Annotated in this window: 25 protein-coding genes; 13 read left to right on the top strand and 12 right to left on the bottom strand. The window is 64.7% G+C overall.

Features of this window, described 5'->3' with window-relative positions:
- Window positions 1-70 precede the first annotated feature (70 nt).
- Window positions 71-1240, bottom strand: coding sequence for an MFS transporter (locus BJ6T_RS20275; protein WP_014494336.1), 1170 nt, complete (start codon window positions 1238-1240; stop codon window positions 71-73).
- A gap of 186 nt (window positions 1241-1426) precedes the next feature.
- On the opposite strand from BJ6T_RS20275, the gene thrS reads away from it, so the two are divergent.
- The 3 genes from thrS (at window position 1427) to BJ6T_RS20260 (ending at window position 5449) form a co-directional block, all read left to right on the top strand.
- On the top strand, window positions 1427-3469 hold the full coding sequence (gene thrS, locus BJ6T_RS20270) for a threonine--tRNA ligase (RefSeq protein ID WP_014494335.1): 2043 nt from the start codon (window positions 1427-1429) through the stop codon (window positions 3467-3469).
- A gap of 93 nt (window positions 3470-3562) precedes the next feature.
- Complete coding sequence (locus tag BJ6T_RS20265; RefSeq protein ID WP_014494334.1) at window positions 3563-4126, top strand: nitroreductase family protein; 564 nt, start codon at window positions 3563-3565, stop codon at window positions 4124-4126.
- Between the two features lie 63 nt (window positions 4127-4189).
- Window positions 4190-5449, top strand: coding sequence for a serine hydrolase domain-containing protein (locus BJ6T_RS20260; protein ID WP_014494333.1), 1260 nt, complete (start codon window positions 4190-4192; stop codon window positions 5447-5449).
- Here BJ6T_RS20260 and BJ6T_RS20255 read toward each other — a convergent pair.
- Both BJ6T_RS20255 and BJ6T_RS20250 read right to left on the bottom strand, forming a co-directional pair.
- The gene (locus BJ6T_RS20255) at window positions 5435-7897 is read right to left on the bottom strand and encodes a putative bifunctional diguanylate cyclase/phosphodiesterase (protein ID WP_014494332.1); all 2463 of its coding nucleotides are present in this window, start codon (window positions 7895-7897) and stop codon (window positions 5435-5437) included. The genes BJ6T_RS20260 and BJ6T_RS20255 overlap by 15 nt on opposite strands.
- 1182 nt (window positions 7898-9079) lie before the next feature.
- Complete coding sequence (locus BJ6T_RS20250) at window positions 9080-9940, bottom strand: LysR family transcriptional regulator (RefSeq protein ID WP_014494330.1); 861 nt, start codon at window positions 9938-9940, stop codon at window positions 9080-9082.
- A gap of 103 nt (window positions 9941-10043) precedes the next feature.
- Between BJ6T_RS20250 and BJ6T_RS20245 the strand changes: the two genes are divergently transcribed.
- Complete coding sequence (locus BJ6T_RS20245; RefSeq protein ID WP_048228137.1) at window positions 10044-11036, top strand: zinc-dependent alcohol dehydrogenase family protein; 993 nt, start codon at window positions 10044-10046, stop codon at window positions 11034-11036.
- Between the two features lie 44 nt (window positions 11037-11080).
- Here the strand turns inward: BJ6T_RS20245 and BJ6T_RS47305 are convergent, their stop codons facing one another.
- Entirely contained in the window at window positions 11081-11272 is a 192-nt protein-coding gene (locus BJ6T_RS47305; protein WP_028150253.1) for a hypothetical protein, read from the bottom strand.
- A 304-nt stretch (window positions 11273-11576) separates the two neighbouring features.
- Window positions 11577-12560 carry an aldo/keto reductase gene (locus BJ6T_RS20235; protein ID WP_014494327.1) on the bottom strand — a complete coding sequence of 328 codons (984 nt, stop codon included), beginning with the start codon at window positions 12558-12560 and terminating at the stop codon, window positions 11577-11579.
- A 103-nt stretch (window positions 12561-12663) separates the two neighbouring features.
- Here BJ6T_RS20235 and BJ6T_RS20230 point away from each other — a divergent pair, with 103 nt between their 5' ends.
- Window positions 12664-13557, top strand: a complete 894-nt coding sequence (locus BJ6T_RS20230) for a LysR family transcriptional regulator (protein ID WP_014494326.1) — start codon at window positions 12664-12666, stop codon at window positions 13555-13557.
- A 267-nt stretch (window positions 13558-13824) separates the two neighbouring features.
- Here the strand turns inward: BJ6T_RS20230 and BJ6T_RS20225 are convergent, their stop codons facing one another.
- Window positions 13825-14898: an RgsD C-terminal domain-containing protein gene (locus BJ6T_RS20225; protein ID WP_014494325.1), complete on the bottom strand. Its 1074-nt coding sequence runs from the start codon at window positions 14896-14898 to the stop codon at window positions 13825-13827.
- 244 nt (window positions 14899-15142) lie between these two features.
- Here BJ6T_RS20225 and BJ6T_RS20220 point away from each other — a divergent pair, with 244 nt between their 5' ends.
- Window positions 15143-16186 (top strand): patatin-like phospholipase family protein, encoded by a 1044-nt coding sequence (locus BJ6T_RS20220; RefSeq protein WP_014494324.1) that lies wholly within the window; start codon window positions 15143-15145, stop codon window positions 16184-16186.
- A 19-nt stretch (window positions 16187-16205) separates the two neighbouring features.
- Here the strand turns inward: BJ6T_RS20220 and BJ6T_RS20215 are convergent, their stop codons facing one another.
- Entirely contained in the window at window positions 16206-16634 is a 429-nt protein-coding gene (locus BJ6T_RS20215) for a CBS domain-containing protein (RefSeq protein ID WP_014494323.1), read from the bottom strand.
- Window positions 16635-16823: 189 nt separating this feature from the next.
- Window positions 16824-17630 (bottom strand): rhomboid family intramembrane serine protease, encoded by an 807-nt coding sequence (locus tag BJ6T_RS20210; RefSeq protein ID WP_014494322.1) that lies wholly within the window; start codon window positions 17628-17630, stop codon window positions 16824-16826.
- A gap of 467 nt (window positions 17631-18097) precedes the next feature.
- Here BJ6T_RS20210 and BJ6T_RS20205 point away from each other — a divergent pair, with 467 nt between their 5' ends.
- From BJ6T_RS20205 to BJ6T_RS20195, 3 genes are all read left to right on the top strand, one after another.
- A complete protein-coding gene (locus tag BJ6T_RS20205) occupies window positions 18098-18652 on the top strand; it encodes a PAS domain-containing protein (protein WP_014494321.1) in 555 nt (184 codons plus the stop codon).
- A gap of 64 nt (window positions 18653-18716) precedes the next feature.
- The gene (locus BJ6T_RS20200; RefSeq protein WP_014494320.1) at window positions 18717-19145 is read left to right on the top strand and encodes a cupin domain-containing protein; all 429 of its coding nucleotides are present in this window, start codon (window positions 18717-18719) and stop codon (window positions 19143-19145) included.
- A 147-nt stretch (window positions 19146-19292) separates the two neighbouring features.
- Window positions 19293-20084 (top strand): Crp/Fnr family transcriptional regulator, encoded by a 792-nt coding sequence (locus BJ6T_RS20195; RefSeq protein ID WP_039227877.1) that lies wholly within the window; start codon window positions 19293-19295, stop codon window positions 20082-20084.
- A 292-nt stretch (window positions 20085-20376) separates the two neighbouring features.
- On the opposite strand, the gene BJ6T_RS20190 is transcribed toward BJ6T_RS20195, so the two are convergent.
- Together BJ6T_RS20190 and BJ6T_RS20185 are read right to left on the bottom strand one after the other, a co-directional pair.
- Complete coding sequence (locus tag BJ6T_RS20190; RefSeq protein WP_014494318.1) at window positions 20377-20868, bottom strand: phasin; 492 nt, start codon at window positions 20866-20868, stop codon at window positions 20377-20379.
- 532 nt (window positions 20869-21400) lie between these two features.
- Window positions 21401-21787 (bottom strand): COG4315 family predicted lipoprotein, encoded by a 387-nt coding sequence (locus BJ6T_RS20185; protein ID WP_014494317.1) that lies wholly within the window; start codon window positions 21785-21787, stop codon window positions 21401-21403.
- 146 nt (window positions 21788-21933) lie between these two features.
- Between BJ6T_RS20185 and BJ6T_RS20180 the strand changes: the two genes are divergently transcribed.
- Entirely contained in the window at window positions 21934-22440 is a 507-nt protein-coding gene (locus BJ6T_RS20180; RefSeq protein WP_014494316.1) for a GNAT family N-acetyltransferase, read from the top strand.
- Between the two features lie 116 nt (window positions 22441-22556).
- Window positions 22557-22850 (top strand): hypothetical protein, encoded by a 294-nt coding sequence (locus tag BJ6T_RS20175; RefSeq protein ID WP_014494315.1) that lies wholly within the window; start codon window positions 22557-22559, stop codon window positions 22848-22850.
- A gap of 16 nt (window positions 22851-22866) precedes the next feature.
- Here the strand turns inward: BJ6T_RS20175 and BJ6T_RS20170 are convergent, their stop codons facing one another.
- Entirely contained in the window at window positions 22867-24900 is a 2034-nt protein-coding gene (locus BJ6T_RS20170; protein ID WP_014494314.1) for a DEAD/DEAH box helicase, read from the bottom strand.
- Between the two features lie 261 nt (window positions 24901-25161).
- Between BJ6T_RS20170 and BJ6T_RS43690 the strand changes: the two genes are divergently transcribed.
- Entirely contained in the window at window positions 25162-25902 is a 741-nt protein-coding gene (locus BJ6T_RS43690) for a metallophosphoesterase family protein (RefSeq protein WP_014494313.1), read from the top strand.
- 121 nt (window positions 25903-26023) lie between these two features.
- Window positions 26024-26377: a cupin domain-containing protein gene (locus BJ6T_RS20160; RefSeq protein WP_014494312.1), complete on the top strand. Its 354-nt coding sequence runs from the start codon at window positions 26024-26026 to the stop codon at window positions 26375-26377.
- Window positions 26378-26394: 17 nt separating this feature from the next.
- Here BJ6T_RS20160 and BJ6T_RS20155 read toward each other — a convergent pair whose 3' ends face one another.
- Window positions 26395-26907, bottom strand: coding sequence for a hypothetical protein (locus BJ6T_RS20155; RefSeq protein ID WP_014494311.1), 513 nt, complete (start codon window positions 26905-26907; stop codon window positions 26395-26397).
- Window positions 26908-26981: the final 74 nt, after the last annotated feature.

Below are 26981 nucleotides of genomic sequence, written 5' to 3'. Positions count from 1 at the left end.
CCCCATGCCTCGCCTTCTAGCGCTCCCGCGCGCGGTTTGCCAAGCACCTTGCGCACACGAAAACACGGAGTCAGGCGGTAGCAACCGGCCGGGGCCGGGTCAGGACCACCAGAATCAGCGCCAGGACGACGAAGCCGACCGCGACGAAGCCGAGCGGATGCAACAGCTCGCGGGCGAACAGCAGCCCGCCGATCGCGGAGCCGACAGCCTGGCCGATATAAAGGACGGAGGTGTTGAGCGCGACGGTCGCCGATGCAAGCGGCGGCGCAGCCGCGACCAGCCGTACCTGCTGCATCGAATTGGTGGAGGCAAAGCCGAGGCCCCAGATCGCGACCGCGAGCGCCATCAACACAAGGCTCCCCGCACCGAGCGCCCAGCCGGTGATGCCTGCAAGCAGCAGGCAGGTGAACAGCAACGAGGTTCGGAAGGGTCCCCAGGTATCGACGATGCGGGTCGCGATGACGACGCCGAGGAAGCCGCAAACACCGTAGATGCCAAACACCATGCCGATTGCATCGGGGCCGGCGTCGGTGAGCTTCTTGAGCAGCGGGCCCATGAAGGTGAACACCACGAACTGCCCGGACATTTGCAACATCGTGATCGCAAGCAGCAGCAAAATCGTCCTGCTGCGGCCGACCGCGCTCCAGGTCTTCAGGTCCACCGGCGTGCCCTTCAGGCCCGCAGGCAGGCGCAGCAGCAACAACAGGAAGCTGACGCAGCCGAGCGCGCCGATCGCACCATAGGCCGCGCGCCAGCCATAACGGCTGGCCATGAAAGTGATCAGCGGCAGGCCGACGGCGGCGGCGAGCGACCAGCCGAGAAAGATATAGGCGATCGTGCTGCCGCGCCGCTCCACCGGCACGATCAACGCCGCCGTCCCGGCCGCCTGCGGCGTATAGAGTGCGCCCACCGCGAGCATCACGAGGCGGATGATGAGGAGGCTCGTGTAGTCGGGCGCAAAGGCCGAGGCGAGATTGCCCAAGGCCAGCACCGCAAGCGTCGTCGCAAGCAGCGTCCGCCGCTCGATGCGGCTGGTCAGCCACGCCGTCAGCGGCGAGCCGATGCACAGCGTAATCGCGCCGAAGGTGATCAGGAGCCCCGCGGCATGGATGGTGATGCCGAGCCCGGTCGACAATTCCGGCAGCATGCCCGCCGGCGCCAGCACCGAGCAGCCGGTGACGAGATTGCCGAGCATCAGGGCGGTTGGCGTGAAACGGCCGGCGGCGGGCGGATTTTCCATGCAGGTGCATGTAGAGCAGGCCTGCGGCCAGTTAAAGGGCGCGTTGCGAAATAGTTGGAGCATCGCCCGAGCTTTTGCGCGCGACTTTCTTGGAAATGCCGGATTGCACAGGCCGAATCGCCTGATATATCGCTCGTTCCCGCTTACCTGCGCTCGTTCGCAGGAGTGAGCCTCAGGAGAAAAGCAATGACGGACCAGCCCAAATCCGAATCCGGCTTTCAATACAGCCTCAGCAATCTGAGACCCGTGACCCCGCCGGAAAAGATCACCCTCACCTTCCCCGACGGCGCCCGGCGCGAATACGCCAAGAGCATCACCGGCCTCGAGATCGCCAAGGGCATTTCGCCGTCGCTGGCCAAGCGCACGGTCGCGATGGCGCTCGACGGCGTAGTCGCTGACCTCGACGACGCAATCGAAGCCGATGCCAAGATCGAGCTGATCAACCGCGACGATCCGCGCGCGCTCGAGCTGATCCGCCACGACTGCGCCCACGTGCTCGCCGAAGCCGTGCAGACGCTGTGGCCGGGCACCCAGGTCACCATCGGTCCCGTGATCGAGAACGGCTTCTACTACGACTTCTTCCGCAACGAGCCGTTCACGCCGGAAGATTTTGCCGCGATCGAGAAGAAGATGCGCGAGATCATCGCGCGCGACAAACCCTTCACCAAGGAAGTCTGGGACCGCGAGAAGACCAAGCAGGTTTTCCGCGACAAGGGCGAGGCGTTCAAGGTCGAGCTGGTCGACGCCATTCCCGGCAACGAGCCGATCAAGATCTACTACCAGGGCGACTGGTTCGATCTCTGCCGCGGCCCGCACATGACCTCGACCGGCAAGGTCGGCAACGCCTTCAAATTGATGAAGGTTGCCGGCGCCTATTGGCGCGGCGACAGCAACAACCCGATGCTGACCCGCATCTACGGCACGGCGTTCGCCAAGCAGGAGGACCTCGACGCTTATCTGAAGCAGATCGAGGAAGCCGAGAAGCGCGACCATCGCAAGCTCGGGCGCGAGCTCGACCTCTTCCACTTCCAGGAGGAAGGCCCGGGCGTCGTGTTCTGGCACCCGAAGGGCTGGACCATCTTCCAGCAGCTGATCGCCTATATGCGCCGGCGCCTCGCCGGCGACTACAACGAGGTCAACGCGCCGCAGATCCTCGACAAGGTGCTGTGGGAGACCTCGGGCCATTGGGGCTGGTATCGCGAGAACATGTTCGCGGCACAGTCGGCCGGCGACGAGGCCGAGGACAAGCGCTGGTTTGCGCTGAAGCCGATGAACTGCCCCGGCCACGTGCAGATCTTCAAGCACGGCCTGAAGAGCTACCGCGACCTGCCGCTGCGCCTCGCCGAGTTCGGCGTGGTGCATCGCTATGAGCCCTCGGGCGCCATGCACGGCCTGATGCGCGTGCGCGGCTTCACCCAGGACGACGCGCACGTCTTCTGCATGGAAGACCAGCTCGCCGACGAGTGCCTCAAGATCAACGATCTCATCCTGTCGACCTATGCCGACTTCGGCTTCACTGGCGATCTCACGGTGAAGCTCTCGACCCGGCCCGAGAAGCGCGTCGGCACCGATGCGATGTGGGATCACGCCGAGCGCGTGATGGCGACGGTGCTGCGCGAGATCCAGTCGCAGAACAATCACATCAAGACCGAGATCAATCCGGGCGAAGGCGCCTTCTACGGGCCGAAGTTCGAATATGTGCTGCGCGACGCCATCGGCCGCGACTGGCAGTGCGGCACCACGCAGGTCGACTTCAACCTGCCGGAGCGGTTCGGTGCGTTCTACATCGACCATGACAGCGGCAAGAAGGCGCCGGTGATGGTGCACCGCGCGATCTGCGGCTCGATGGAGCGCTTCATCGGCATCCTGATCGAGCACTATGCCGGCAATTTCCCGCTCTGGCTGTCCCCGGTGCAGGTGATAGTCACCACCATCACCTCGGAAGCGGACGAATACGCCAAGCAGGTGCTGGAACAGGTCCGGCGCGCGGGGCTTCGGGCCGAGATCGACCTGCGCAACGAGAAGATCAACTACAAGGTCCGCGAGCACTCGCTGGCCAAGATTCCGGCGCTGCTCGTGTGCGGGAAGAAGGAGGCCGAGACGCAGTCGGTCTCGGTCCGCCGGCTCGGCAGTGACGGCCAGAAGGTGATGACGATCGCGGAGGCTATCGCCGCCCTCGTCGACGAGGCGACCCCACCGGACGTCCGGCGGGCGCGCGAGGCGGCCTGAGTCCTGAAATCGATCTAAATTCGCTTCCGGTTGCGGGCGTGCATGCTTATTTCAGCATGGCACGCCCGACGACCAGCCGAAGAGGATATCGCAGTGCCCGACGCCATCGAACTCCTGAAGACCCGTCGCTCGGTCAAGCCGCGCGAGATGACCGGGCCCGGCCCCTCGCCCGCCGAGCTCGAAACCATCCTCACCATCGGGGCGCGCGTGCCCGACCATGGCAAGCTCGCGCCCTGGCGCTTCATCATTTTCGAGGGTGACGCCCGCCAGCGGGCCGGCGACGTCATTGCAAAGGTCTTTGCCCGCAAGAATCCGGACGCGCCGGCGGAGAACGTCGAGACCGAGCGCAAACGCCTCACCGACGCGCCGCTGGTGATCGGTATCGTCAGCTTCACCAGGCCGCATCCGAAGGTGCCGGCGTTCGAGCAGGAATTGTCGGCCGGCGCCAGTGTCATGAACATTGTCACGGCCGCGACCGCGCTCGGCTACGGCGCCTGCTGGCTGACCGGCTGGTTCGCCTTCGACCGCGACGTGCTGGACGGCCTCGGCCTCAAGCCGGACGAAAAGCTCGCCGGCCTCGTCCATATCGGCACGCCGACCAAGCCCAGCGAAGACCGTCCGCGACCGTTCCTTTCGGAAATCGTGACGCGTTTTTAATCGATGTCTTGTTGACGCCTCCAACGTCTTGCGGCTTTGATCCCGGCGAGGGAGGAAGCCCGGATGAAGCGTCGTGAATTTCTGGTCGGGGCCGCGCTGCTGGCCGGCACGATGGGGCGCAGCCGCGCCGCCGACATCCCCGCTCCGTCGGCCGATGGCCTCGATCGCATCACCGCCTATTTTGACAACGAGGTGACGCTTGGCCGCCTGCCGGGCGCGGTGGTCCTGGTGCAGCAGCACGGCAAGCCGATCTATCAGAAGACCTTCGGCGTGCGCGATACCAGGACCGGCCTTGCGATGACGCCGGACACGATCTTCGCCATCCACTCGATGACCAAGCCGATCACGTGCCTGGGCGCGATGATGCTGATCGACGAGGGCAAGCTCGCGCTCACCGATCCCGTGTCGAAATACGTCCCGCTCTTCGCCGACACCAAGGTGGGCGTGGAGCCGGAGGGCACCTCGAAGGTCGAACTCGAGCCGCCGATCCGCCCAGTCAACATCGAGGATCTGCTGCGGCAGACCTCGGGCATCAGCTACGACTATATCGGCGCCCCATGGGTGATGCAGGTTTACCAGGCCGCCAATATTTTCGAGGGCCCCTTCAACAACAGGCAATTCGCCGACCGCATCGCCAAGCTGCCGCTCACGCGCCAGCCCGGGACGCTGTGGCGCTATGGCCATTCCACCGACGTGCTCGGCGCCGTCATCGAGATCATCTCGGGCCAGACGCTGTATGAATTCCTCAAGCAGCGCATTCTAGATCCGCTCGGAATGAGCAGCACCAAATTCGTACTGAAAACGCCGGAGGAGCGCGCCCGGATGGCGCGGCCGCTGCCGAACGACCCGGTCCTGCTCGAAGGCGAGCGCGACCGCCTCGCCCATCCCGAATGGGAATCCGGCGGCGGCGGCCTGCTCTCGACTATCACCGACTATCAACGCTTCTCCCAGATGCTGCTCAATGGCGGCGAGTTCGAGGGCAAGCGTTACCTCAGCCCCGCCGTGTTCAAGGCGATGACCACCGATCACGTCGGGCCCGGCTCCGGTGTGGGGCGCGACTATTTCTATTTCCCGGGCGACGGTTTTGGCTATGGCTACGGCATCGGTGTGCGCACCGATCCCGGCAATGCGAAGCCGCCGCCCGCCGGATCGATCGGCGAATTGAAATGGGACTCAGGGAGCGGCACCTATTTCGGCGTCGATCCCAAGCTCGACATGGTCTACCTCTTGATGCAGCAGACCCAGAACGAGCGCAGCCGCATCACGCCCGCCTTCAAGGAACTGGTCTACGGCTGCTATCCCGAAGGGCTACGCCGCCCGTGAGGCGCGCTGGCCGAAATCGGCCAGCAACTTTGCGATCTCTGCGGCGGGCCGCGCCGCACTGAACAGAAAACCCTGCACCTCGTTGCAGCCTTCGGCGCGCAGCCAATCGAGCTGATCCTCGGTCTCGACGCCTTCGGCCGTCGTGGTGATGTTGAGGCTGCGGCCAAGGCCTGAGATCGCGCGCACGATCGCGCCGCAATCGGGCCGCTGCGCCAGATCCTTCACAAACGAACGGTCGATCTTGATCTTGTCGAACGGGAAGCTACGGAGATAGCTGAGGCTCGAATAGCCGGTGCCGAAATCATCCATGGAGATGCTGACGCCGAGCTCGCGCAATTGATGCAGAATCGCAAGATTGGCATCGGTCTCCGCCAGGAAGATCGACTCGGTGATCTCGAGCTCGAGCCGCTTCGGCGACAGGCCGGACTGCGCAAGCGCGGAAATCACGACCTGTACCAGGTTGCGGCTGCGGAATTGCGCCGGCGACAGATTGACCGCGACCTTGACGTCGACAGGCCATTTCACCGCCTCCGCGCAGGCCTCGCGCAGCACCCACTCGCCGAGCTGGGTGATGAGACCGATGTCCTCGGCGACCGGAATGAATTCCGCCGGCGAGATCATGCCCTTGTCGGGATGACGCCAGCGCAACAGCGATTCGAAGCCGGAGATGCGGTCGGACGCGATCGACACCAGCGGCTGGTAGTGCAGCTCGAACTCGCCATTGGCGAAGGCGCGGCGCAGATCGAGCTCCATGTCGCGGCGCTTCTGCGCCTGGAGGTCCATCTCGCGCTCGAAGAAATGATGCACGCCGCCACCGTCGGACTTCGCCCGGTACAGCGCCATGTCGGCATTGCGCATCAGCTCCTCCGACGTCGTGCCGTCGCCGGGCGACAGCGCGATGCCGATACTGGCGCCGATCACCATCTCCTGGCCGTCGAGGTCGTAGGGCGCCTTCAGCATGTCGATCAGCAAGGTCGCGCAGGCGCTGGCTTCGTTCGGCGAGACGTCGGCTGCCAGGATCACTGCGAACTCGTCGCCGCCAAGCCGGGCCGCGAGATTGCCGCCGCGGACCGCGGTGGTGAGGCGTTCGGCAACTTGCTTCAGCAGGCGATCCCCCATTGGATGCCCGAAGGAATCATTGATGTTCTTGAACAGGTCGAGATCGATATAGAGCACGCCGACCCGTTTTCCGCCGGCCTGGTCGAGCGCCTGCTTCAAGCACTGCTGGAAATGTTCGCGGTTCGGCAGATCGGTCAGCCCGTCATGGTGCGCCATGTGGGCGATCCGCGCCTCGGCCTTGCGCCGCTCCGTGATGTCGACCACCGCGACCAGATAGCCGTCGCGATCGTCGAAGGCGACGCGGCGACCGAAAGTGAGCACCTCGATCTCGCTGCCGTCCGCGCACAAATGGCGCCAGTTGCGCGAGGAGTGATAAGTGTCGCCGATGCGTTCTAGCGCCTCGGCGTGGCTGTCCCACTCGTCCTCGGGCCAGATCTCGTGCAGCTTCATCCGCAGGAAGGTGGCGCGGCTGTAGCCGTAGTGCTGGACCGCGGCATCGTTGACGCTGAGGAATTCCTTGGTCTGTGCCTCGAACACCCACATCGGCATGGGGTTGTTGTCGAACAGCAGACGAAACGAGGCGTCGCGCCGCTTCAACGCGGTGACGTCGGAGATCGTCAACGAGACCAGATCGGCGAAGGCGGTGGCACTGAGCCGAAGGTAACGTCCGTCGTCTTCGATCTCGAGCTGCTCGCCGCGGCCGCCGGAGACGACCTTGAGCAGGAAGTCCATGATTTCGGGCGCGGCCAATAGCGTATTCCCCTCGCCGATCCGCCGCCACAACAGGCCTGCGCTCGCGACCTTCAGCAGCGCACCGGCGCTCTTGTTGTGATGCACGATCTGGAGATCAAACGGCTTGCCTGCAGCATCGCGCAGCGTCGCCAGTGAAACCACGGCGTCATCGGTCGACGAGAAGATCGCGTCCAAAAGATTGTACTGCGCACCGCGCTCGTTGATGTAGGCGCCGACCAGCGTGGCGCCCCAGCGCGAGGCGGTCGGCAGCGCCAGCACATCGTAGGTCCGGACCATGCCGTCGCGCACGCAATGCGCGCTGGCCTGGTACGGACGTCCGTTCTCGAGCGCGCTCGCCACAGCTTCCGACAGCGCCGTGGCGCAATCGGGCGAGAGCTCGGCGACCGGGATATCCCAGCGCTCCTCGCCGAGCCATTTCTGCACGTAACGCCCGCTGCGCGACAATTCGAGCACGCCATCGTTCTTCAGCAGCGCGATGTGGTCGGCGAGCCGTCCGAGGCTCCCGAGCATCACGTCCTCATAGCGCGGCAGCCGTTCGCCCGGCTTCAACGCGGCACGCCATTTGCGTTGAAGCACCGGGATGTCGTCAAACATTTCGGCGGCCGGTTTTCCCGGCATCTTCTTCGCGGCAGTCATTGCAGTCCCCAACGCACTTTCCCGGGGCATCCAATGCAGCCGCGCTTAATGCCGTGTAAAAAGGACGCAGCCGCGGGTTTCATTCGGCGATTATGACAGTTTTAAGTCAGGTGTTGGTTAGTGCGCGTTAGAGACTATGACGGTTGGCTAAAATGCGATGCGTGCGCGCGAGAGTGAAGTTATGGCAGCACAGCTGCTTCATCCTCGTCATTGCGAGCGCAGCGAAGCCATCCAGACTGCCGCCGCGGAAAGATTCTGGATTGCTTCGCTGCGCTCGCAATGACGGAGTGTACAGGAGCTGCGCCCGCCTCTCTCATCTCCCGGACGCCACACAGCGCGTAGCGGTGCGCCGCAGAGCCGGGACCCAGCGGGTGACACAAAACGCTGAAGCATGGACCCCGGCTCCGCAGCGCATCACTTCGTGCTGCGCAGCGTCCGGGGCACGAGAGCGTCGTTGCGTGACTGACATGGGCTCGCATCCTCGCAGCGCATTTCGCCCGAGCTTTGCCTGATCGCCTCACCCTCATTGAAAGAGGGCGCAGGGAAGACCGGGAGCCCGCTGGCACCCGAGGTCCACTGTGCGGTGTTGCAGTGAGAAGTTTGCACAGCGGCATACAGGTGTAGCCAGGACATCCCGGCCTTCCCTGCGCGGATGGTTGGAACGGCTTATGTCGTGCTCTCCCCGGGGAGCGTTGCACTATTGCCCCCGTCGCCTTGCAGATGGCTGATGCGCGCGCCCGGTTGGGCAATACGCACCACCACAAGACTTGGCGCACAGACCCCGGGCGCCAGGACGACACGATTTGGCCGTACGTGGATCACACCGGTCGTGCGTGCGACGTGCTTCGCTCACGGCTGCCCGCCCTGCGATCACCTTCGCACCAGTGTGGCCCACGTCCACCGCCGCCCGGCCCGCGTTCGTGACGATCGCGATACGCCCCTCTTCCTTGGGCCGGGTTGCGGCGACAGATACGCCGTTTCCGAATTTCGGTAAAGGGGAATATTTTTGCGCACTCACATTGACCGACGGTTGGGGTATTTTGCCCGTCGGCCATCGCAAGGGATTGTGGATGCGTAGGGTGGATTAGGCGAAGGCGTAATCCACCGCTTGCGCCTCCGCAGAAACAGAAGAGGTGGATTACGCCAGCGACTGCGCGACGCGCAGCCGCCGGCTAATCCACCCTACGAAGCGGTGCCCGCCAACCTTTCAATCACCAGATCGAGCAGCGCGCGCAAGCGCGCGAGGCGCCTGAGATCGCGGTGATAGCCGACAAACGTGTCGCGGCCGGGGGGCGTCGCGCCGATGTCGAGCGCGACGAGACGGCGGTCGCGGTCGCCGAGGGGGCGTGGCAGCACGGCAAACCCGCCGCCGCCGGCACACAGCTCTGCCTGCGCCTGCCGGTTGTTGCTGCGCGAGGCGATCTCCGCATTCGGCAGCGTGCGCTTCAACCAGATCGCATCTGGCATGTCGGCGAATTCGGCATTCATGGTGACGACGCGGGCGCCGCTGCCGTCGCCGGCGCGCGGCGGCTTGCTGCCCTTTCTGCCATACAGTGCGTAGGGAATGTGGAGCAGTTTTCTCGATATCACCTCGGGTTCGCTGAACGGCCTGATGCGGAAGACGAGATCGGCCTCGCGCCGCGGCAGGCTGTAGAGGCGCGCATCGGTCAGGAGCTCGACGGTCACCTTGGGATGACGCTTGCCGAAGGCCGCGATCACCGGCGACAGCATCACCGTGCCGAACCAGTCCGACGACGACAGGCGCAGCATGCCGTCGAGCTGCGTCTCCGCGCCGGAGGCGTGGCGCTGAAGCGCGAGCGCCTCCTCCTCGATCCGCTCGGCATGGCGCAGCACGGCGGTGCCCTCGTCGGTCAGCACAAAACCATCGGCGGTGCGCTGGAACAGCGTTTGTCCCAGCGCGGTTTCGAGCGCGCGAAGCCGCCGCCCCATCGTCGGCTGGGTCTGGCCGATCTTGCGCGCGGCAGCCCCGAGCGTGCCTTCGCGCGCAATCGCCAGGAAGATGCGCAGATCGCTCCAGTCCATCGAAATGACCTCATGCACAAATGCACGACCATCGTACATCCTTGTTCCTTCTCATGCAAAAATTCATGGGCATATTGGAGGCCGACAACGGAGCAAGACGATCATGACGAGACAATCGACGATGCGGGCGGCGATCCTGGAGACCAACAACGCGCCGCTGCGCCTCTCAACCGTCTCCACGCCCGAGGTCGGCCCGCGCGAGGTGCTGGTGCGGGTGCGTGCGAGCGGGGTCAATCCGCTCGACACCAAGATCCATGCCGGCACGGCAGCACATGCGCATCATCCGCTGCCCGCCATTCTCGGAATCGATCTCGCCGGCGTGGTCGAGCAGACCGGACACGACGTGACACGCTTCAAGCCGGGCGACGAGGCCTATGGCATGACCGGCGGCGTCGGCGGCGTGCCGGGATCGCTCGCTGAATTCGCCGCGGTCGATGCCGACCTGCTGGCGCCCAAGCCCGCCAATCTCAGCATGCGCGAAGCGGCCGCCCTGCCGCTGATCTTCATCACGGCCTGGGAAGGCCTGATCGATCGCGCGGCGCTGAAGGCCGGCCAGAAGGTTTTGATTCATGGCGGTGCCGGCGGCGTCGGCCATGTCGCGATCCAGATCGCGCGCGCCTTCGGAGCAGACGTGTTCGCGACCGGCTCGGCTGCGCAGCGCGCCACCATCGAAGGCTTTGGCGCTGTATTCATCGACCGCGGCACTGCGATTGAAGCTTACGTTGCAGAGCATACCGGCGGCCGCGGCTTCGACATCGTCTACGACACCGTCGGCGGCAAGGTGCTCGATGCCTCCTTCGAAGCCGTGCGCCGTTTTGGCCATGTGGTGAGCGCGCTTGGCTGGGGCACGCATGCGCTTGCGCCGCTGTCGTTCCGCGCCGCCAGCTATTCCGGTGTGTTCACACTGCTGCCGCTGCTATCAGGCGAAGGCCGCGCGCATCACGGTGAGATCATGGCGGAAGCGACGCGCCTGGTTGAAGCCGGCAAGCTCGCGCCGCTGGTCGATGCAAGGCGCTTCACGCTGGAGAGTGTTGGCGATGCCTACGCTCTGATCCGGGATCACGCCGCCGAGGGCAAGCTGGTCGTCGACATCTGAGGTGGGGCTCGTAGCCCGGATGGAGCTGTCTGCTGCTCCCGCCGCTAGTCCTCGCTGGCCGCCGCAGAGCGATTGCGCAGGTAAGCTTGCGATAACAGGAAGAACAGTGCGCGCTCGCCATGATACTTGGCGGACGGCCGGGTGCGCTCGAAGCCATCGGCAAATATCTTGCCGGACTGACACACCTGCCATCGCCAGCCAAACCGCTTACGCCTGGTGATGATCACTTCAAACATGCCGACGGGCTTGGTCCCCTGCTTCTGCCGGTCTCGCAAGGCACGCGCCTGCTCCGGCCTCCCCCGTTAGACGGATGCCCGACATATAGCGCAGCAGGACGGAAAGAGAATAAAATTGATTATCGGAAATCCGTATCTTCCACCGGCTATGAAGAAGTCGCGACGCTTGCGGAATAAGCCTGTGCTGGCGGTGTTAATCGCTTCCTTCAACGCTGCTTGGTAGCGCTGGCAAAAGTATTCAAGTCGGAACACAAGACGCGTATGCCCGGTAAGCGAACGCTCACCGGGCCATTCACGCCGCAGCTCAGCGGCCGACTCGCGCCTGGAGATGCGCAGGATAACGGTCGCCCTGCACGGCTACCTCGGACAGCCCCCCTGCAATTGCAGTGAGATCCGCGTCCGACAGCGTCACCGCCGCCGCGCCGAGATTTTCCTCGAGCCGATGCAGCTTGGTGGTGCCGGGGATCGGCACGATCCACGGCTTCTGCGCGAGCAGCCAGGCCAACGCGATCTGCGCCGGCGTCGCATTCTTCATTGCGGCGATCTCGCCAAGCAGATCGACGAGAGTCTGATTGGATTTGCGTGCGCTGGATGAGAAGCGCGGCACGATGTTGCGGAAGTCGCTCGCATCGAACGTCGTGCTCTCGGTGATCGCGCCGGTCAGAAAGCCCTTGCCGAGCGGGCTGAACGGAACGAAGCCGATGCCGAGCTCTTCCAGCGTCGGCAGGATCTCCTGCTCCGGCTCGCGCCACCATAGCGAATACTCGCTTTGCAATGCGGTCACGGGCTGCACCGCATGGGCGCGGCGAATGGTCTGCGCGCCCGCCTCCGACATGCCGAAATGCAGCACCTTGCCGGCCTGGATTAGGTCCTTGACCGCGCCCGCGGTCTCCTCGACCGGCACGTCGGGATCGACGCGGTGCTGGTAGAACAGATCGATGCGATCGGTCTTGAGCCGCTTCAGCGCAGCTTCCGCCACCGCCTTGACGTTGGCGGGCCGGCTGTCGAGCCCGGCCTCGACCTTGCCGCCCTTGAAGCCGAACTTGGTGGCGATCACGACCTTGTCGCGGAATGGCTGAAGCGCCTCGCCGAGCAGCTCCTCGTTGGCAAAGGGCCCATAGGCCTCGGCGGTGTCGAAGAAGGTCACATCGCGCGCGACGGCGGTCCTGATCAGCGCGATCGCCTGCGACGTCTCGGTCGCCGGGCCATAGCCGTAGCTCAGGCCCATGCAGCCGAGGCCGAGGGCCGAGACCTCGAGGCCGCTCTTGCCCAGTTTTCGCATCTGCATCGTCAGCTCTCCCTAGAGTTCATGTTCGGCGGCGAATTTAGGCCACGCGCCGGCCTGCGATTAGATGATAAAAGCGGTATGTACTGATGAGATGGATTCATGAATGACCCGCACCAACGTCAATGACCTCCTGGCCTTCCTTGCGGTCGCGCGCGAGCGCAGCTTTACCCGCGCGGCAGCCCAGCTCGGCGTGTCGCAGTCGGCGCTCAGCCATACCGTGCGCGGCCTGGAGGAACGGCTCGGCCTGCGGCTGCTCACCCGCACCACCCGCAGCGTCGCGCCAACGGAAGCGGGCGAACGTCTGCTCCGCAATGTCGGGCCGCGCTTTGCTGAGATCGACGCAGAGCTGTCGGCGCTGACCGCGCTCCGCGAGACGCCGGCGGGCACCGTCCGCATCACCACCGGCGAGCACGCCGCACAGACGGTGCTGTGGCCGGCGCTCGCAAAGCTGCTGCCGCGCTACCCCGATATCAAGGTCGAGCTCGTCGTCGACTATGGCCTGACCGACATCGTCGCCGAGCGCTACGATGCCGGCGTGCGGCTCGGCGAGCAGGTCGCCAGGGACATGATCGCGGTGCGGATCGGGCCGGAGATGCGCATGGCCGTGGTCGGTGCGCCCGCCTATTTCGCCGCGCGGGGCAAGCCGAAGCTGCCGCAGGATCTCACCGAGCACAATTGCATCAACCTCCGCCTGCCGACCTATGGCGGGATCTATGCCTGGGAGTTCGAGAAACGCGGCCGCGCGATGAAGGTGCGGGTCGACGGCCAGCTCGTGTTCAACACCGGCCTGCTCAGGATGAATGCCGTGCTGGCGGGGCTTGGCCTTGCCTACATCCCCGACGATCTCGTCAAGCGCGAGATCGCCGACGGCCGGCTGATCCGCGTGCTCGCCGACTGGTGCGCACCGTTTGCGGGCTATCACCTCTATTATCCGAGCCGTCGGCAGCCGACGCCGGCGTTCGCCGTGCTGGTGGAGGCGCTGCGCTATCGGAAGTGAGGGCCGCGGCCCTCCTCCTCGTCATTCGCGAGCGCCGCGAAGCAATCCAGAATCTTGCCGCGGAGGGACTCTGGATTGCTTCGCTGCGCTCGCAATCACGATGTGGAAACAGCTGTGCGTCGAAACCGTACCCTCGTGCCCCGGACGCAGCGCAGCGTCCCTTCGACGGTGCGCTGCAGAGCCGGGGCCGAGATATTCGCTTGCGGCCCTCTGGGTCCCGGCTCTGCGGAGCGGCGTTACACGCCGCACCGCATCTGGCACACGAGACTAGCGGGCGACCACTTCCACTTCGCCGTCGACGCCGTTGACGACGTTAAAGCCGCGCTCGTAGACCTTGCCCTCGTTCTTGGCGATGGCGCGGTATTCGCCTTCGGAGAGCACGACGCGCGGGAAGGCGCCGATCGATTCCTTGATGACGTCGCCGCCGGGGGTCAGCACCGACCAGGCGGTGTTGGCGAGCGCCTCGCCGCCCCTGTCGCTGACGAGCTTGAGCGTGATCACGGCGGCGCGGTGGGTGATGGTGACGTCGGTGAGCTTGCCGGCCTGGACGCGGATGTCCGAGCGCACCACCGAATTGGCGTCGCCATAGTTAGAGATGATGTAGTAGGTGCCCTCCGGGATCAGCACAACGTCGCCGGCGGCGACGTTCGGCACCAGCGAGGCGCGCTCGCCGGACTCGAACTGGCTGCCCTTGTAGATCGCGAACGAGATCTGGTTCTGCGGAATGCGGCTGGTGCCGACGCGCCCCTCGATGCGCAGGCCGCCGGCCGGCAGCACGAAGGATTCGCGGTCGGTCTCGGCCTTCAGGCTGACGGTGCGCACCGCGCTGACGAGGCCGAAGGCGACGTGCACGACGTAATTGCCCGGCGGCAGCACGATATTCGGCGTGGCGTTGCGATCCTCGCGGATCAGCTTGAAGGTGCCGTTCTCGTCAGGACGGTCGGCAAACACGCGCCAGACCAGGCCGCTGGTGATCGCGGGTGTGTCCTTGCCGTATTTCGCGGTCAGCGACAGAACGCCCTGGCCGGGCACGGCCGCGTTGAGCGGCGGGGCCGCCGGCACGGTGCTGACCGCGGGCGGCGGCATGCTGGGCGTATTCGGCTGCAGCAGGGTCGGCGGCAGGCTCGGCGGCGCAGCGCCCGGGCCGGAGGGGGGCGCGAGGCTGACGGCGCCGCCGGGATCGGGCACCGAGGCGGGCGGCACCGGGGGTGGCCGATCAGAGAAAAGCTGCGCCTGCGCAGCATTTTGACCAAGGGTATAGAGGCAAGCAGCAAGGATCAGCGTCGGCAGCAGCGATGTGCTGCGCCGCCATCCGATGATGCCGTCACCCCCGAGAGTCATGCCACCTGCTTTTCACCGAAAACGCGGCAAATTCAAGCCTCCGAATCCCCAAGGAATACCGCCCGATACGGTTCTTTGGAACCCGGTTGACGCCTGCGTGATTAAACGGGAGGCAGCCGGCCTTCGCCACACTCCTGCCCCCTGCTTCCCGAACGGTATAAACCATGCTTTGCCCTCGTTCTGGCGGAGCGGAGGTACGGCGCCTACTCTGCTGTGAGGGCTGGCCCGGGGTAGGAGGGTTGCGGTGCTTGATATCTTGAAGGGTCGGGGCGCGAACGGCTCCAATGGAGAGAAGGTCGGTCTTGGCAGCGTGCGACGGCCGGTCATCGGCCTGGCGCTCGGCGGCGGCGCGGCGCGCGGCTTTGCCCATATCGGGATCCTGAGAACCCTGGCCGCCAATGGCATCGTGCCTGACGTTGTGGTCGGCACCTCGATCGGCGCCGTGGTCGGCGGTCTTTATGCGGCCGGCCGGCTCGATACGCTGCAGGAGTGGGGACGCAGCCTGCAGGGCATGCGCAACATCCTCGGCTATCTCGACATCCGACTGAGCGGTTCCGGCCTGATCGGCGGTGAGAAGCTGGCGACCCGGCTCGAGGATGCGGTCGGCCAGACCCTGATCGAGGATCTTCCGATCAAGTTCGCCGCCGTCGCAACCGAAGTCCGTACCGGCCACGAGATCTGGCTGACGCGCGGCCGCGTGGTCGACGCCATGCGCGCCTCCTACGCCCTGCCCGGCATCTTCTCGCCCGTCCTGATTGGTGACCGCTGGCTGGTCGACGGCGCGCTGGTGAATCCGGTGCCGGTCTCGGCCGCCCGCGCGCTCGGCGCCGAAATCGTCATCGCCGCAAATCTTTCCAGCGACATCTTCACCCATTCCACAACGATCTATTCGCACGGCGCGGTGCCCGAGACGGTCCCGCCGGCGGCCGAAGCGACCACGGCGAAGCGGCGCTTTCCGCGATTGTTCTCGCCCGAGAAAACCATGAAGCGCGAGTTCTTCGGCGGCGCTGGACGACCGGGCATCTCCTCGGTGATGGTCGACGCCTTCAACATCATGCAGGACCGCATTACCCGCGCGCGCCTCGCCGGCGATCCGCCTGATCTCCTGATCACGCCGCGGGTCGGTCATTTCGGATGGTTCGACTTCCACCGCGGCGAGGATCTGATCGCGCATGGCACCCGCGCCGCCGAGCGCGCGCTGGAGTCGATCCAGGAGGCGATCGAGGTGCTCGCGCCGGCGCCCGCGGGCCACGCGCCTAAAGCGGGCGAGTCCAAGGCAGACGAGTGAGGCCGACCAGTGAGGTCGCTCAGGCCGTCTTGATATAGTCGCGCAGGGCTTCCTGTTCGGCCTCGTATTCCTGGACGCGGCGCTTGACGATGTCGCCGATCGAGATCAGGCCCACCACCTTGCCGCCGTCGACGACGGGCAGATGGCGGAACTTGCCGGTGGTCATCGTCTCCATGAGTTCGGCGACCGTGTCGGTCTCCTTGCAGGTCACGACCTTACGCGTCATGACCTGAGTGACCGGCTCCTCCAGCGCGCCGGCGCCGCGCTCGCCGATCACGCGCACGATGTCGCGCTCGGACAGGATGCCTTCGAGCCGGCTCTGGTTCATCACCAGCACCGCGCCGATCTTCTTCTCGCCGAGCAGTTTGACCGCGGCAGCCAGCTTGGCGTCGGGCTCGACGCTCATGATCTGGTGGCCCTTGGTGTTGAGAATGGAACGTACCGTCATTGTCGGCCTCCCTGAATCGGATCCGTCCGCATTTCGCGGCCGGACTTGTTCGTCGAGTCTTCAACTAACAGTTTAGGCGCCAGTTGCACGCTGAGGCGCTTTGCGAAGCATCGCCGCTAGCGGCTTGTCGCTTCGGAACATTCTTCTCGGGAATGATGGATGAATTCGGGCGACGCCGCAAGCGCCGCTTCAAATGCGGTTTGAAATGTCCTGTGATGACGCATCCGCAGCATCGTTTCGCACGCGCGGCACGGGATCGAACAGCGCGAACAGCAGAAGGCCGGCGAAGAAGCCGCCGATATGTGCCTGCCAGGCGACACTCGTGGTTTCGGAATCGACGCCGATCGCGCCGACGCCGAAGATGATGTTGACGCCGAACCAGACGGCGAGGAAGCCGACCACCCGCCCGTCGCGCAGTGCGCGCGACAGCGGCAGTGCCGGAACCCTTGCGGCGGTATCGGCGTCGGATCGGCTGAACGACAGGAAGCTGCCGCGGACAAAGGCAAAGCGGATCGCCGCCGCCATCGCGCCGGACACCGAGGCCGAGGCGCCGATCATCGGCGCCACCGCGTGCTCATGGGTGACGAGATGGGCGAGCGCGCCGGCCGCTGCCGTCACCGCGAGAAACAGGAAGAACCTGATCGCGCCAAAGCGCCGCGCCAGCGCGCTGCCGAACGGCAGCAGCCACAGCACGTTGAAGCCGAGATGGGTCAGATTGGCGTGCAGCAGCGAATAGGTGACGAAGGTCCAGACCTTGGCGCCGGCCCCGCCGGGGATCTGCAGATTGAGCAGCGAGGAATCGTAGCGTTTCGGGATGAAGCCGAAGACGTCGATAGTCCAGTTCTCGAGCTCCGGCGGCAGCAGCACCCGCAGATGGATCACCGCCAAAAGGAGGATATAGGCGGTCAGCGCGACCGGCAGCGTCAGGATCGGCTCGCGCGGAGCCTCCTCGACAACGGCCGGTATCTCCGGCGGAGAATCTTGCGGGGAATCCAAGGCAGCTTCGCTTTCAGGCGCGATCGGAGCGACAGGCTTGACGACAGGCCTTGGAGATAGTCGCCTTTGCCGGCCTTGCGCAAGTGCACAAAAGGAAAAGGCAGGGCCCTGGGAAAGCCCTGCCTGTCCGTGTCGGTCTTCCGGTACCCAGAGGAATAAGGTGTATCCCCACCCCTCCCCGCGGCCCGTGGCCAAACTGTTTGACGCCCGTGTACAGGCCCCGCCGAAAACCTGGATGAAAGCGGCGAGGCTTGCGACCGCGATCACCATAGCAGCGGGGCGCCGGACGGAAAGCGCGTAGTTAATTTAACGTTAACGACGCAAAGACGGCCTCCGGGGGCCCGAAAACGCCTCCACGGCATGGACGCTGCAAATCCCCTCCTGCACAACAACGAGAGGGATCGCGGGTGCACTGAAGCGGGACAGGTCTGTCCCGCGAGCTAGCGCCCCGGGGTAAGCGTTCAGTCATGAAACATCCGTCGAGCCGCGCGTTCTTCGCGTATTGGGACAAGAAGCGCGGCACTGCGCGGGCCCCTGATCGGGCCGATATCGATCCTGCCGCGGTCCGCGGCCTGCTCGGCGACATCTTCGTGCTGTCCTGCGAACAAAACCTCGGCTTCCCGTTCCGCGTCGCCGGCACGCGCGTCTGCGCGCTCGCGGGGCTCGACCTCAAGGACCAGAGCTTTGCGGCGCTGTTCACCGAGGCCAGCCGCAGCGAGATCGAGGAGATCACCACGATCGTCGCCGACGAGACGTTAGGTGCGATCGCCGGTGTTACCGCCGCGCGCGAGGACGGCAGCAAGGCGCATCTCGAGCTGCTGCTGCTGCCCTTCAACGCCCGCCCGCATACGCCGGTGAGTGTCACCGGCGTGCTCGCACCGTTCAACGACGAATGCGGCACGTTGTCCGCATTCGCCCTCACCTCCTGGCGCTATCTGCACCAGCCAGAGAAGCTGCTGCCGCGCGCAATCCGCAAATTGCAGATCGCACGCGGGCTGATGGTGTATGAGGGGCTGAGGTAGTTTTCGCTCCGATGTGGGCGAACGACGCGACTTCGATGCGGCCCCTCACCGGGATGACACAGCCATGTCCGACATCATCAGTTTCGGTACGCTTCAGCTCCGCTTCCTGCACAGCAAGGACGACACCGGCGGCAGCGTCGACATCTTCGAAATGACGCTCCAGCCGAATGCGCGGATGCCGATCCCACATTATCACGACCGCTGGGACGAAACCATCTACGGGCTGTCCGGCGTATCGACCTGGACGATCGACGGCAAGCAGAGCGATCTCGGCCCCGGAGAATCGGTCTTCATCAAGCGCGGCATCGTGCACGGCTTCACCAACCGTTCGACGGGACCGGCAACATGCCTGTGCATCCTGAGCCCGGGGGTGCTGGGCCCGCAATATTTCATGGAGATGGCCGTACTCCTGTCGGCCGGCGCGCCGCCCGATCCCGCGAAGATGAAAGAGACGATGCTGCGCTACGGACTGGTGCCCGCGCCGGCAGCGTGAGCCAGGCCCGCGATCCCATCATTGGAACCTTGCCTGCCGCAGGGCGTTTAGCTGTTTGCCGGGCAAGTGTCTGCGCGGCAACGCGGCTCGGCCGGAGACGGTGCGTTTGTTCGCCGCCGGGCCTCCGTCGAGGGATAATTCCCCGTGATGGAGCACGCGACCAGAGTTGGTAATCGCCTGCTAGCTGCATTACCGCCGGCCGACTTCGCGTTGCTTGCACCATATCTCCGGAAAGTACCGCTCCAGCACGATGCAGTCCTGGTTCGATCGGGCGACCGGGTCGAGCACCTTTGCTTCCCGTGCAGCGGCGCGATCGCCCTCATCATGGAATTGCCGAACGGACAGACGGCCGCAACCGCCGTGATCGGCAACGACGGCGTCGTCGGCCTCATGACGGCGCTCGGCCCCGTTCGATCTCCCCTGACGGCGGTCGTCCGCGTGGCCGGGACCGCACTGCAGATCTCGCCCGCGCGATTTCAAGCGGCGCTCGAACGCAGTCCCGCCCTCGCAAACGCGGTTCAGATTGTGACCAGGGCGATGATGACGCAATTCCTGCACGTCGCGGCCTGCAATGCACTGCACTCCGTCGAGGCCCGCCTCGCCCGCTGGCTGCTTCACATTCACGATCGGACGGAGCGCCGTGGTGACGTCCTGCACCTGACGCAAGAGACGTTGTCGGAATTGCTCGGCGTCCGGCGAACCACCGTCACGCACGTCGTGAGCGCACTTCGAGCCTCAAGGGCCGTGAAATCCAGTCGGCGCGGCCAACTCGAGATCGACAGGCCGCGACTCGAGATCGTGGCCTGCGAGTGCTACAAGGTGATGAGCCGCAGGATCGACCGGATCATTTCGCAGGATGCCGTCAGGCTGCTTCACACCGCGCCCGCGCGCAACGGCTGCCCGCCCCCGGACTTCCCATTCGCCAAGACCGATTCATAGACCCAGGCCTCCCTGGCGAACCACTCATGCGTCGCCGCGCACATCCCGCAATATGTGCGCGAGAAGAACACCGCACTGCACCGAAATCTTTCGCGATCCATCTCGATGCCCGTCGAAATGGCGAGGCCCGTTTCCGGGCACTTGATCATCACCATACCCATCCTGACTTCCTCCAGCTTGGCATCACCTCACGGCAAGGCTTCTCACGGCAAGGCTTCGCCGCCTCGGCCGGACGGCGTCTCTTCTGGCGAAGACGCTCGTCCAGCCGATCCACGCGGCCGGTCGCCTCGATTTAAGCAGCCCTATGCAGAACCCGGTTGAAGCTCTTCTTGATCGGCTCGGCCGTCTCGGTTGCGACCTTCTGGGCGAGGTCCCAAAGCTCCCGGTTTTGGCGAGAAGCCGCTTCAAATGTCCTGCGGCTGTGGGTGGTGGAGAGGTTCACGACATCCGCAAACGACCTCGCATCCGCGAGCTGGGACAGGAATTCCAGCGCGGAGCTGGTATTGAGGTTTGATATTTCGATGACCTTGGTGCCGTAATCAGCGGCACGGGTGGCATTGGTCGAACAGGCTTCGCGGAGAGCTTCGGTGACGTCCTCGGAAGCCGCCTTCATCCGCTCTAGATTTGCCTTGGCCCGCGCGGCGCCTTGCTCGGCGAGATCGCCGAAGATCGCCTGGAAGTTGAAGAATGGTATGTCGAACCTGGGCATTGCACCGCCATTCGCCGCCCCATTGAGCGCAGTGGCGTTCGTCTCGGCTTTCAGATTGGCATCATTCATGGTCATTCATTCCCTCACGCGAAACCAGATAATGGATTGAAGACTCCCGGAAGCTCCCAAGTGCGGACTGCACCAGGAAACCAGTGCCCCTACTCTCAAAATGGAGGGATGCTGCTGCCGATTTGCCGCTCTCGCCCCCTGCCGGAGCCAACTATGACCAACCAAAGTCGAACCTTCGGTTCGCTTTCGGACTCTCGACTTGAATAAATTCGATTCAAGCGACGCCGCGCCAAAGGCCCGCGCTTTTACTTCTTTGAAGTTGTCGCGATGACTTCCGCCAACTTGAGATGAGTCCGGCAGGCGGTCCGGAGACGCCGGCGCCGATGGCCTTCCTCTGGGGGGCGCGACGAGGATTCGGCCGTTTCCAGATGGCGCCCTGTCATTGATTGATTGCCAGTTGATGGAGCCGCACCGCAGCGCACCGCATTGAACGATACGTCGCATCGCCAATAGGCGCTGCGCTGCGTCCGAGGCACGAGACCGGTGGCATCTCGTCAGTGTCAGACACCACCTCGCATTGCCGCGGCGGATTGTCCGCTCACGGCATCGCCAGATGCCAGGCGCCGTTCAGAAAGCCGTCGCCGGTGATGTCGCCGGGCTTCTGGTCCTTGGCGAAGGTGTAGAGCGGCTTGCCCTTGTAAGCCCACTGCCTGGAACCGTCGTCGCGCGTGATGACGGTGTAGCCGTCGGCAGCGGCATCGCTCGCCTCGGCCTTCAGCACCGGCCAGTTTGTCGCACAAGGTCCGTTGCAGGCCGACTTGCCGTCCGCATCCTTGTCGAAGGTGTAGAGCGTCATGCCCTTGGCGTCGGTGAGCACGTTGCCCTTGTCGGTCTTGCCGGTCTTGGTCGGCGGCGCGGCGAAGGCAGCAGGGATGATGGCGAGCGATACGGTGAGCGTGAGCGCGAGGCGGATCGAGGACGTCATGGGTTCTCCTGTCATGCAATTGGCTTGCATGGGGTAGGACGCCGCGCAACGCGTCGTATTCCTGAGACGGCGGCAAAGATATTTTTCGCTGCGCGCATCGTCGCGACGGAATAAACTGAATAAGTGAGACCGACCAACGGACCGACATGAGCAAGCCGCATTGGCGTCCCGCGCGCGCCTCCGACCTGGTTGCGATCAGCGCGATCGCAGCGCGGATCCATCCCGATCTCCCTGAGAGTCCCGACGTGTTCGCGGAGAAGATGCGGCTCTATCCCGATGGCTGCCGTCTGCTCATCGCCGACGAAGAGGTCGCCGGCTACGGACTCGCGCATCCGTGGAAGCAGCACCGGATTCCGCCGCTCAACGGCTTCCTGCAACAACTGCCCGATGATGCGGATTGTCTCTACGTGCACGACGTCGCCGTGCTGCCCGATTTCCGCGGTGGCATCGCGCGCGACTATATTGCCGATATCGAGAAGCTGGCGCGCGCATCACACATCACAACGCTCGCGCTGGTCTCGGTCTACGCCACGCGGCCGTTATGGGAGCGTCTCGGCTTCCGGCCCGTCGCGGCGGATACGGAGGCGCGCGCAAAGCTCGCCTCCTATGGAGAAGGCGCGACCTACATGCTCCGCGACCTCGCTGCGACATAACGTCCCCGCCCGGCTCACGCCCGCGTGAAGCCGTCCCTCGAACCGCCTTCGATCACCCCCGTCGAAGGTGTGCGCGGGCCGTTCTGGTCTCGCCGAACCGAGACTGGAGAATTTCCATGAAACTCACATTGTCGAAAGTTGCCTTGATTGCATTCGCCGCCGCGGCCGCGTTCAGCGCAACCAGTGCCAACGCGGCGCAGGTCCGGACCTACGGCTGCGATTCCGCCTTCTTCGAGGGCTGCGGTATCCCGGTCGAGACGCCGACCCCGGGCGGCAGAAGCCGCGTCAACCTCACACACGACACCTCGCCCATCTACATGAAGCAGACCGACCCCCGCTACAGCTCGTCGATGCGCGATGCCGGCGGCGGCGGCGGAGGTGGTGGCGGCGGCGGCGGTGGTGGCCGCTGAGTTCGCAGCTGACTTGTCAGATGATGTCGCCGGCGCAATCCGGCGGCATCATTGCTGTCTGCACGGTCACGCGCAGTTCAGCCCCGGTGCTTTTTCTTCGCTCTCTTTTTCCAGGCGCGCCCTTCGACGGCCACGGCGTGACCGCCGGCTCGGCATGGCCAGGCTTGTTCTTGTGCTTCTTTTTCTTTCCGAACGAAGGAGCATCGTCGAATTTCGGCCTGCGCTCGCCGTGAGCCTTGTCGCGTGGCTTGAATCCAGCTGCACCGCGCGGGCGATCGTCGCGACGTTCGCGATGATCGCTGTCGCCGCTCTCGCGCCGCGGCGGCTTTGACCGCTCTTCCGAAGGTGCCTGCCGCTGCGGCGCATCCGTCATCGGTTCGAGGCGGATATTGTCTTCCTTGTCCGGACGCTTGATCTTGGCAGCGAAGGATTCCGCGACCCGCTCGGAAATTTCGAACTCGGTCGTCGTGTCCATGATCTTGATGGCGCCGATGTCGCCCTTGTCGATGCCGCCGCGGCGGCAAATCATCGGCAAGAGCCAGCGTGCTTCCGCATTCTTTCTTCGTCCGATGTTGGCCCGGAACCAGACGCTGCCGTCCGCCATGCCGTGTTTCGTCGACGATTTTCCTGATTTGGGTCGAGGCCTTTCGAGACGATCATCGCCGCGCGAAGTGCGGGCATCGTCGCGCGGTGCGCGAACATTGTCGCGCCCGCGATCGTCGCGCGACCGGCCGGCTCGCTCGCCGGGATCGATGATGTCTTCGGGCGACGGCAGCCGCGCGCGATAGAGCCGCGCGAGTGCGGCTGCGATATCCTCGGCCGATCGCTCGGCCAGCAGCGCATGCGCCAGCGCGAGATCGTCGGGGGTCGTTTCCTCCGTGAACAGCACGTCTTTCATGCGGTCGTGATCGAGCTTGCGGATTTCCTCCGCTTGCGGCGCCGTACCCCAGACCGCGTCGACGCCTGCGAGATTGAGCAGCAGTTCCGCGCGCCGCCGCCGTGCGGGCGGCACCAGCAGGACGCTCGTCCCCTTGCGTCCCGCACGCCCGGTGCGGCCCGAGCGATGCTGCATCACTTCAGCGTCGTTCGGGAGGTCGGCGTGAATGACGAGGTCGAGGCTCGGCAGATCGATGCCGCGGGCGGCAACGTCGGTCGCGACGCAGACTCGGGCCCGTCCGTCGCGCAGCGACTGCAGCGCCATGGTCCGCTCGTTCTGCGTCAATTCGCCCGACAGCGCGACAACGGAAAAGCCGCGCTCCAGCAGCGCCGCCTGCAAATGCCTGACGTGATCGCGCGTGCTGCAAAACACCAGCGCGCTCGGCGCCTCGTAGAACCGCAGCACATTGACGACCGCGTGCTCGGCATCCGCGGGCGCGATCCGGATCACGCGATACTCGATATCGGCATGACCGCCCTCGTCGCCCGCGACCTCGATCCGGAAGGCCTGCTGCTGATACTGCTTGGTCAGCGCCACGATTCCGCGCGGAAACGTCGCCGAGAACATCAGGGTGCGGCGCGTCTCCGGCGTGGTCTCGAGGATGAATTCCATGTCCTCGCGAAAGCCGAGATTGAGCATCTCGTCGGCCTCGTCGAGGACGACCACCTTCAATTCCGAGATGTCGAGACGGCCGCGCCGCAAATGATCGCACAGCCGGCCGGGCGTGCCGACGACGATGTGAGCGCCCGCCGCAAGCTCGCGCTGCTCGCGCCGCGGATCCATGCCGCCGACGCAGGAGACGACCCGCCCGCCCGCATGTTCATACAGCCACGCCAATTCGCGCTGAACCTGCAAGGCGAGCTCGCGGGTCGGCGCCACGATCAGGGCGAGCGGCGCCCCCGCCTGCTCGAACCGCTCGGCATCGCCAAACAGATCCCTGGCCATGGCGAGGCCATAAGCGAGGGTCTTGCCGGAGCCGGTCTGGGCCGAAACCAGGAGGTCGCGGTCGGCGGCTTCGTCCGCGAGCACGGCGAGCTGGACGGGGGTGGGTGAATCATAGTTCCGCTCGGCCAAAGCGTGGGCGAGCGGCGGGGTCAGGGCCGGAAAAGACACGGGATGGAGAACCTTGGTTAATGTCAGGCGCGGAACGGTGAACCGGCGGACCTGAGTTGCGTGCGCGGCAAACGGCCCGGCCGCACGCTGGATGTGATCAGGGCGCTCTTTACGCCAAGTGCTCTGAAATCACCATGCCTATGATGCATGGCTTCGCGGAAAGAACCGCGCCTGAAGGTTGCAGCGGATTTTTGCAACCACCTCGATTAACCTCAGCATGAATGGGCCAAGTTCAGGCCGACCAGCACGGGGAGGACGACGATGCGATTGGCAGTCATTTCCGATATCCACGGCAACCTAGCTGCTTTGGAGGCGGTGCTGGCCGACATCAAGGTACGGGGCGTCGATCGCACGGTTAACCTTGGCGATTGCGTCACCAGCCCGCTGCGGCCGAGAGAAACTTTCGAAGCACTACAATCGCTCTCCTTACCGACCGTACGTGGAAACCATGACCGGTGGATTGAGGAGTTTCCAGAAGACAAGCTCTCGTCGGCAGGTCGGTTTGCGCGTCACGCATTGACTGCGGAGCAACGTCGCGCACTCCACAGTTTACCTCCCCAGCTTCGGCTCGAAGACGGGATTTTGGCCTGCCATGGCACGCCCGACGACGACACGACATGCCTGCTGGAAGAATCGCTCGACGACGGCCGCTTTGTGCCAGCGCGCCGCGACGTGCTCGCAACGCGCCTGGAGAGTGAGCCAACGGCGCGGGTGGTCCTGTGCGGTCATAGCCACCGCCAGGCGATCGTTCATGGGCCGAGGGAGTGTCTGGTTCTCAATCCCGGGAGTGTTGGTTGCCTGGTGTTCGCGGACATTCCTGTTGCCGCAAACTTGGAATACCGCTCGCCTCACGCTCGGTATGCGATACTCACGAAACGAAAAAGAGGCTGGCAGGTCGAACTCTTGGCCCTGGAGTACGACTGGGAGTCCGCATCGGCGCGTGCACTTGCCAACAACCACCCTAAATGGGCGCAGGCCATGTTGTCTGGATACGTCAAATAGCCGCCGGCTGTATTGGCACCCCGGCATACGCGAGCAAGATCGACCGGTGAACGGATACGACCTTGCCGCGTCCGCCATTCGACCCCAAATCCTGCCTCACGAGAACGCATACGGGTGAAACATGGCCGACAAGATATCACTTGCCGACAAACTCGCGACCTTTGAGGATTTCTGGTCGCCGCGCACGGTTACGACCTTCAACGATTGCGACGTGATGGTGGTGAAGGTGAAGGGCGAGTTCACCTGGCACAAGCATGACGACACCGACGATTTCTTTCTCGTCCTGAAAGGCAGTCTGGACATCGAATTGCGGGATCGCACGGTGACGCTCGGCCCGGGCGAACTCTATGTCGTGCCCAAAGGGGTCGAGCATCGCCCGGTGGCACGCGAGGAGGCTCACCTCCTGCTCATCGAGCCCACCGGCACCCCGAACACGGGCGACAAGGCCACCGCCGCAGCACGCAAACTCGCGTAGCGACAACGCGCCTGCCCCTAATCCCTGGAGGTCACCAGCCTGCTGAAGCGGCCGACCAGCCTCGCCCTTGCCCGTGCAACAGTGTCCCTCGCCGCGCGGCTCAAGGCGCGGACGGCGCGCCAGGCTTCGGTTGCCTGCAGCCACGCCTTCACCTCGGAGAACTTGCCGTACGCCCAGGCGAACGCCGGAATCCGCATCAGCTTGTCGCGGGTGAGATGGAACAGGCGCTCGACCAGCACAAGCTTGAGCAGTTCGCCGACGATGAAAGTCACGGCGGCGCTCACGACCTGCCCCGTTGCGGCGAGGTAGGCCGCCACCGGCTTGATCGGCTCCAGAATGATCACAGGCACGGAAAACAGGGCAAGCGAGGGATAAGGGGACAGCGACCTGATCCAGGCACGCAACCACTTGAATTCGAAATGCCGCCCAATCCAGCGCGCCATTGGCCGCGCCACGGCCATGAAGACGGCATCCACCAGGAAGTAGATGGCCGCCAAAACATAAGTAACGGGTTTCAGGATTCGCTTCACGATACCTCTCCCGTGAAGTGAAAGTCGGAACCTGGGCCTAAGTTTCACCTTAACATGGATAGATCGGGGATTCC

Source organism: Bradyrhizobium japonicum USDA 6, from assembly GCF_000284375.1.
Classification (GTDB): domain Bacteria; phylum Pseudomonadota; class Alphaproteobacteria; order Rhizobiales; family Xanthobacteraceae; genus Bradyrhizobium; species Bradyrhizobium japonicum.
Note: the sequence above shows the minus strand (reverse complement) of the source record. Positions and strands in the feature narration are given on the sequence as shown.

Excerpts from the sequence above, each read along its gene's own strand:
- BJ6T_RS20275 (WP_014494336.1), bottom strand. The coding sequence starts at position 1,240 with ATGGAAAATCCGCCCGCCGCCGGCCGTTTCACGCCAACCGCCCTGATG.
- thrS (WP_014494335.1), top strand. The coding sequence starts at position 1,427 with ATGACGGACCAGCCCAAATCCGAATCCGGCTTTCAATACAGCCTCAGC.
- BJ6T_RS20260 (WP_014494333.1), top strand. The coding sequence starts at position 4,190 with ATGAAGCGTCGTGAATTTCTGGTCGGGGCCGCGCTGCTGGCCGGCACG.
- BJ6T_RS20255 (WP_014494332.1), bottom strand. The coding sequence starts at position 7,897 with ATGACTGCCGCGAAGAAGATGCCGGGAAAACCGGCCGCCGAAATGTTT.
- BJ6T_RS20250 (WP_014494330.1), bottom strand. The coding sequence starts at position 9,940 with ATGGACTGGAGCGATCTGCGCATCTTCCTGGCGATTGCGCGCGAAGGC.
- BJ6T_RS20245 (WP_048228137.1), top strand. The coding sequence starts at position 10,044 with ATGACGAGACAATCGACGATGCGGGCGGCGATCCTGGAGACCAACAAC.
- BJ6T_RS47305 (WP_028150253.1), bottom strand. The coding sequence starts at position 11,272 with ATGTTTGAAGTGATCATCACCAGGCGTAAGCGGTTTGGCTGGCGATGG.
- BJ6T_RS20235 (WP_014494327.1), bottom strand. The coding sequence starts at position 12,560 with ATGCAGATGCGAAAACTGGGCAAGAGCGGCCTCGAGGTCTCGGCCCTC.
- BJ6T_RS20230 (WP_014494326.1), top strand. The coding sequence starts at position 12,664 with ATGACCCGCACCAACGTCAATGACCTCCTGGCCTTCCTTGCGGTCGCG.
- BJ6T_RS20225 (WP_014494325.1), bottom strand. The coding sequence starts at position 14,898 with ATGACTCTCGGGGGTGACGGCATCATCGGATGGCGGCGCAGCACATCG.
- BJ6T_RS20215 (WP_014494323.1), bottom strand. The coding sequence starts at position 16,634 with ATGACGGTACGTTCCATTCTCAACACCAAGGGCCACCAGATCATGAGC.
- BJ6T_RS20205 (WP_014494321.1), top strand. The coding sequence starts at position 18,098 with ATGAAACATCCGTCGAGCCGCGCGTTCTTCGCGTATTGGGACAAGAAG.
- BJ6T_RS20200 (WP_014494320.1), top strand. The coding sequence starts at position 18,717 with ATGTCCGACATCATCAGTTTCGGTACGCTTCAGCTCCGCTTCCTGCAC.
- BJ6T_RS20195 (WP_039227877.1), top strand. The coding sequence starts at position 19,293 with ATGGAGCACGCGACCAGAGTTGGTAATCGCCTGCTAGCTGCATTACCG.
- BJ6T_RS20190 (WP_014494318.1), bottom strand. The coding sequence starts at position 20,868 with ATGACCATGAATGATGCCAATCTGAAAGCCGAGACGAACGCCACTGCG.
- BJ6T_RS20185 (WP_014494317.1), bottom strand. The coding sequence starts at position 21,787 with ATGACGTCCTCGATCCGCCTCGCGCTCACGCTCACCGTATCGCTCGCC.
- BJ6T_RS20180 (WP_014494316.1), top strand. The coding sequence starts at position 21,934 with ATGAGCAAGCCGCATTGGCGTCCCGCGCGCGCCTCCGACCTGGTTGCG.
- BJ6T_RS20175 (WP_014494315.1), top strand. The coding sequence starts at position 22,557 with ATGAAACTCACATTGTCGAAAGTTGCCTTGATTGCATTCGCCGCCGCG.
- BJ6T_RS43690 (WP_014494313.1), top strand. The coding sequence starts at position 25,162 with ATGCGATTGGCAGTCATTTCCGATATCCACGGCAACCTAGCTGCTTTG.
- BJ6T_RS20160 (WP_014494312.1), top strand. The coding sequence starts at position 26,024 with ATGGCCGACAAGATATCACTTGCCGACAAACTCGCGACCTTTGAGGAT.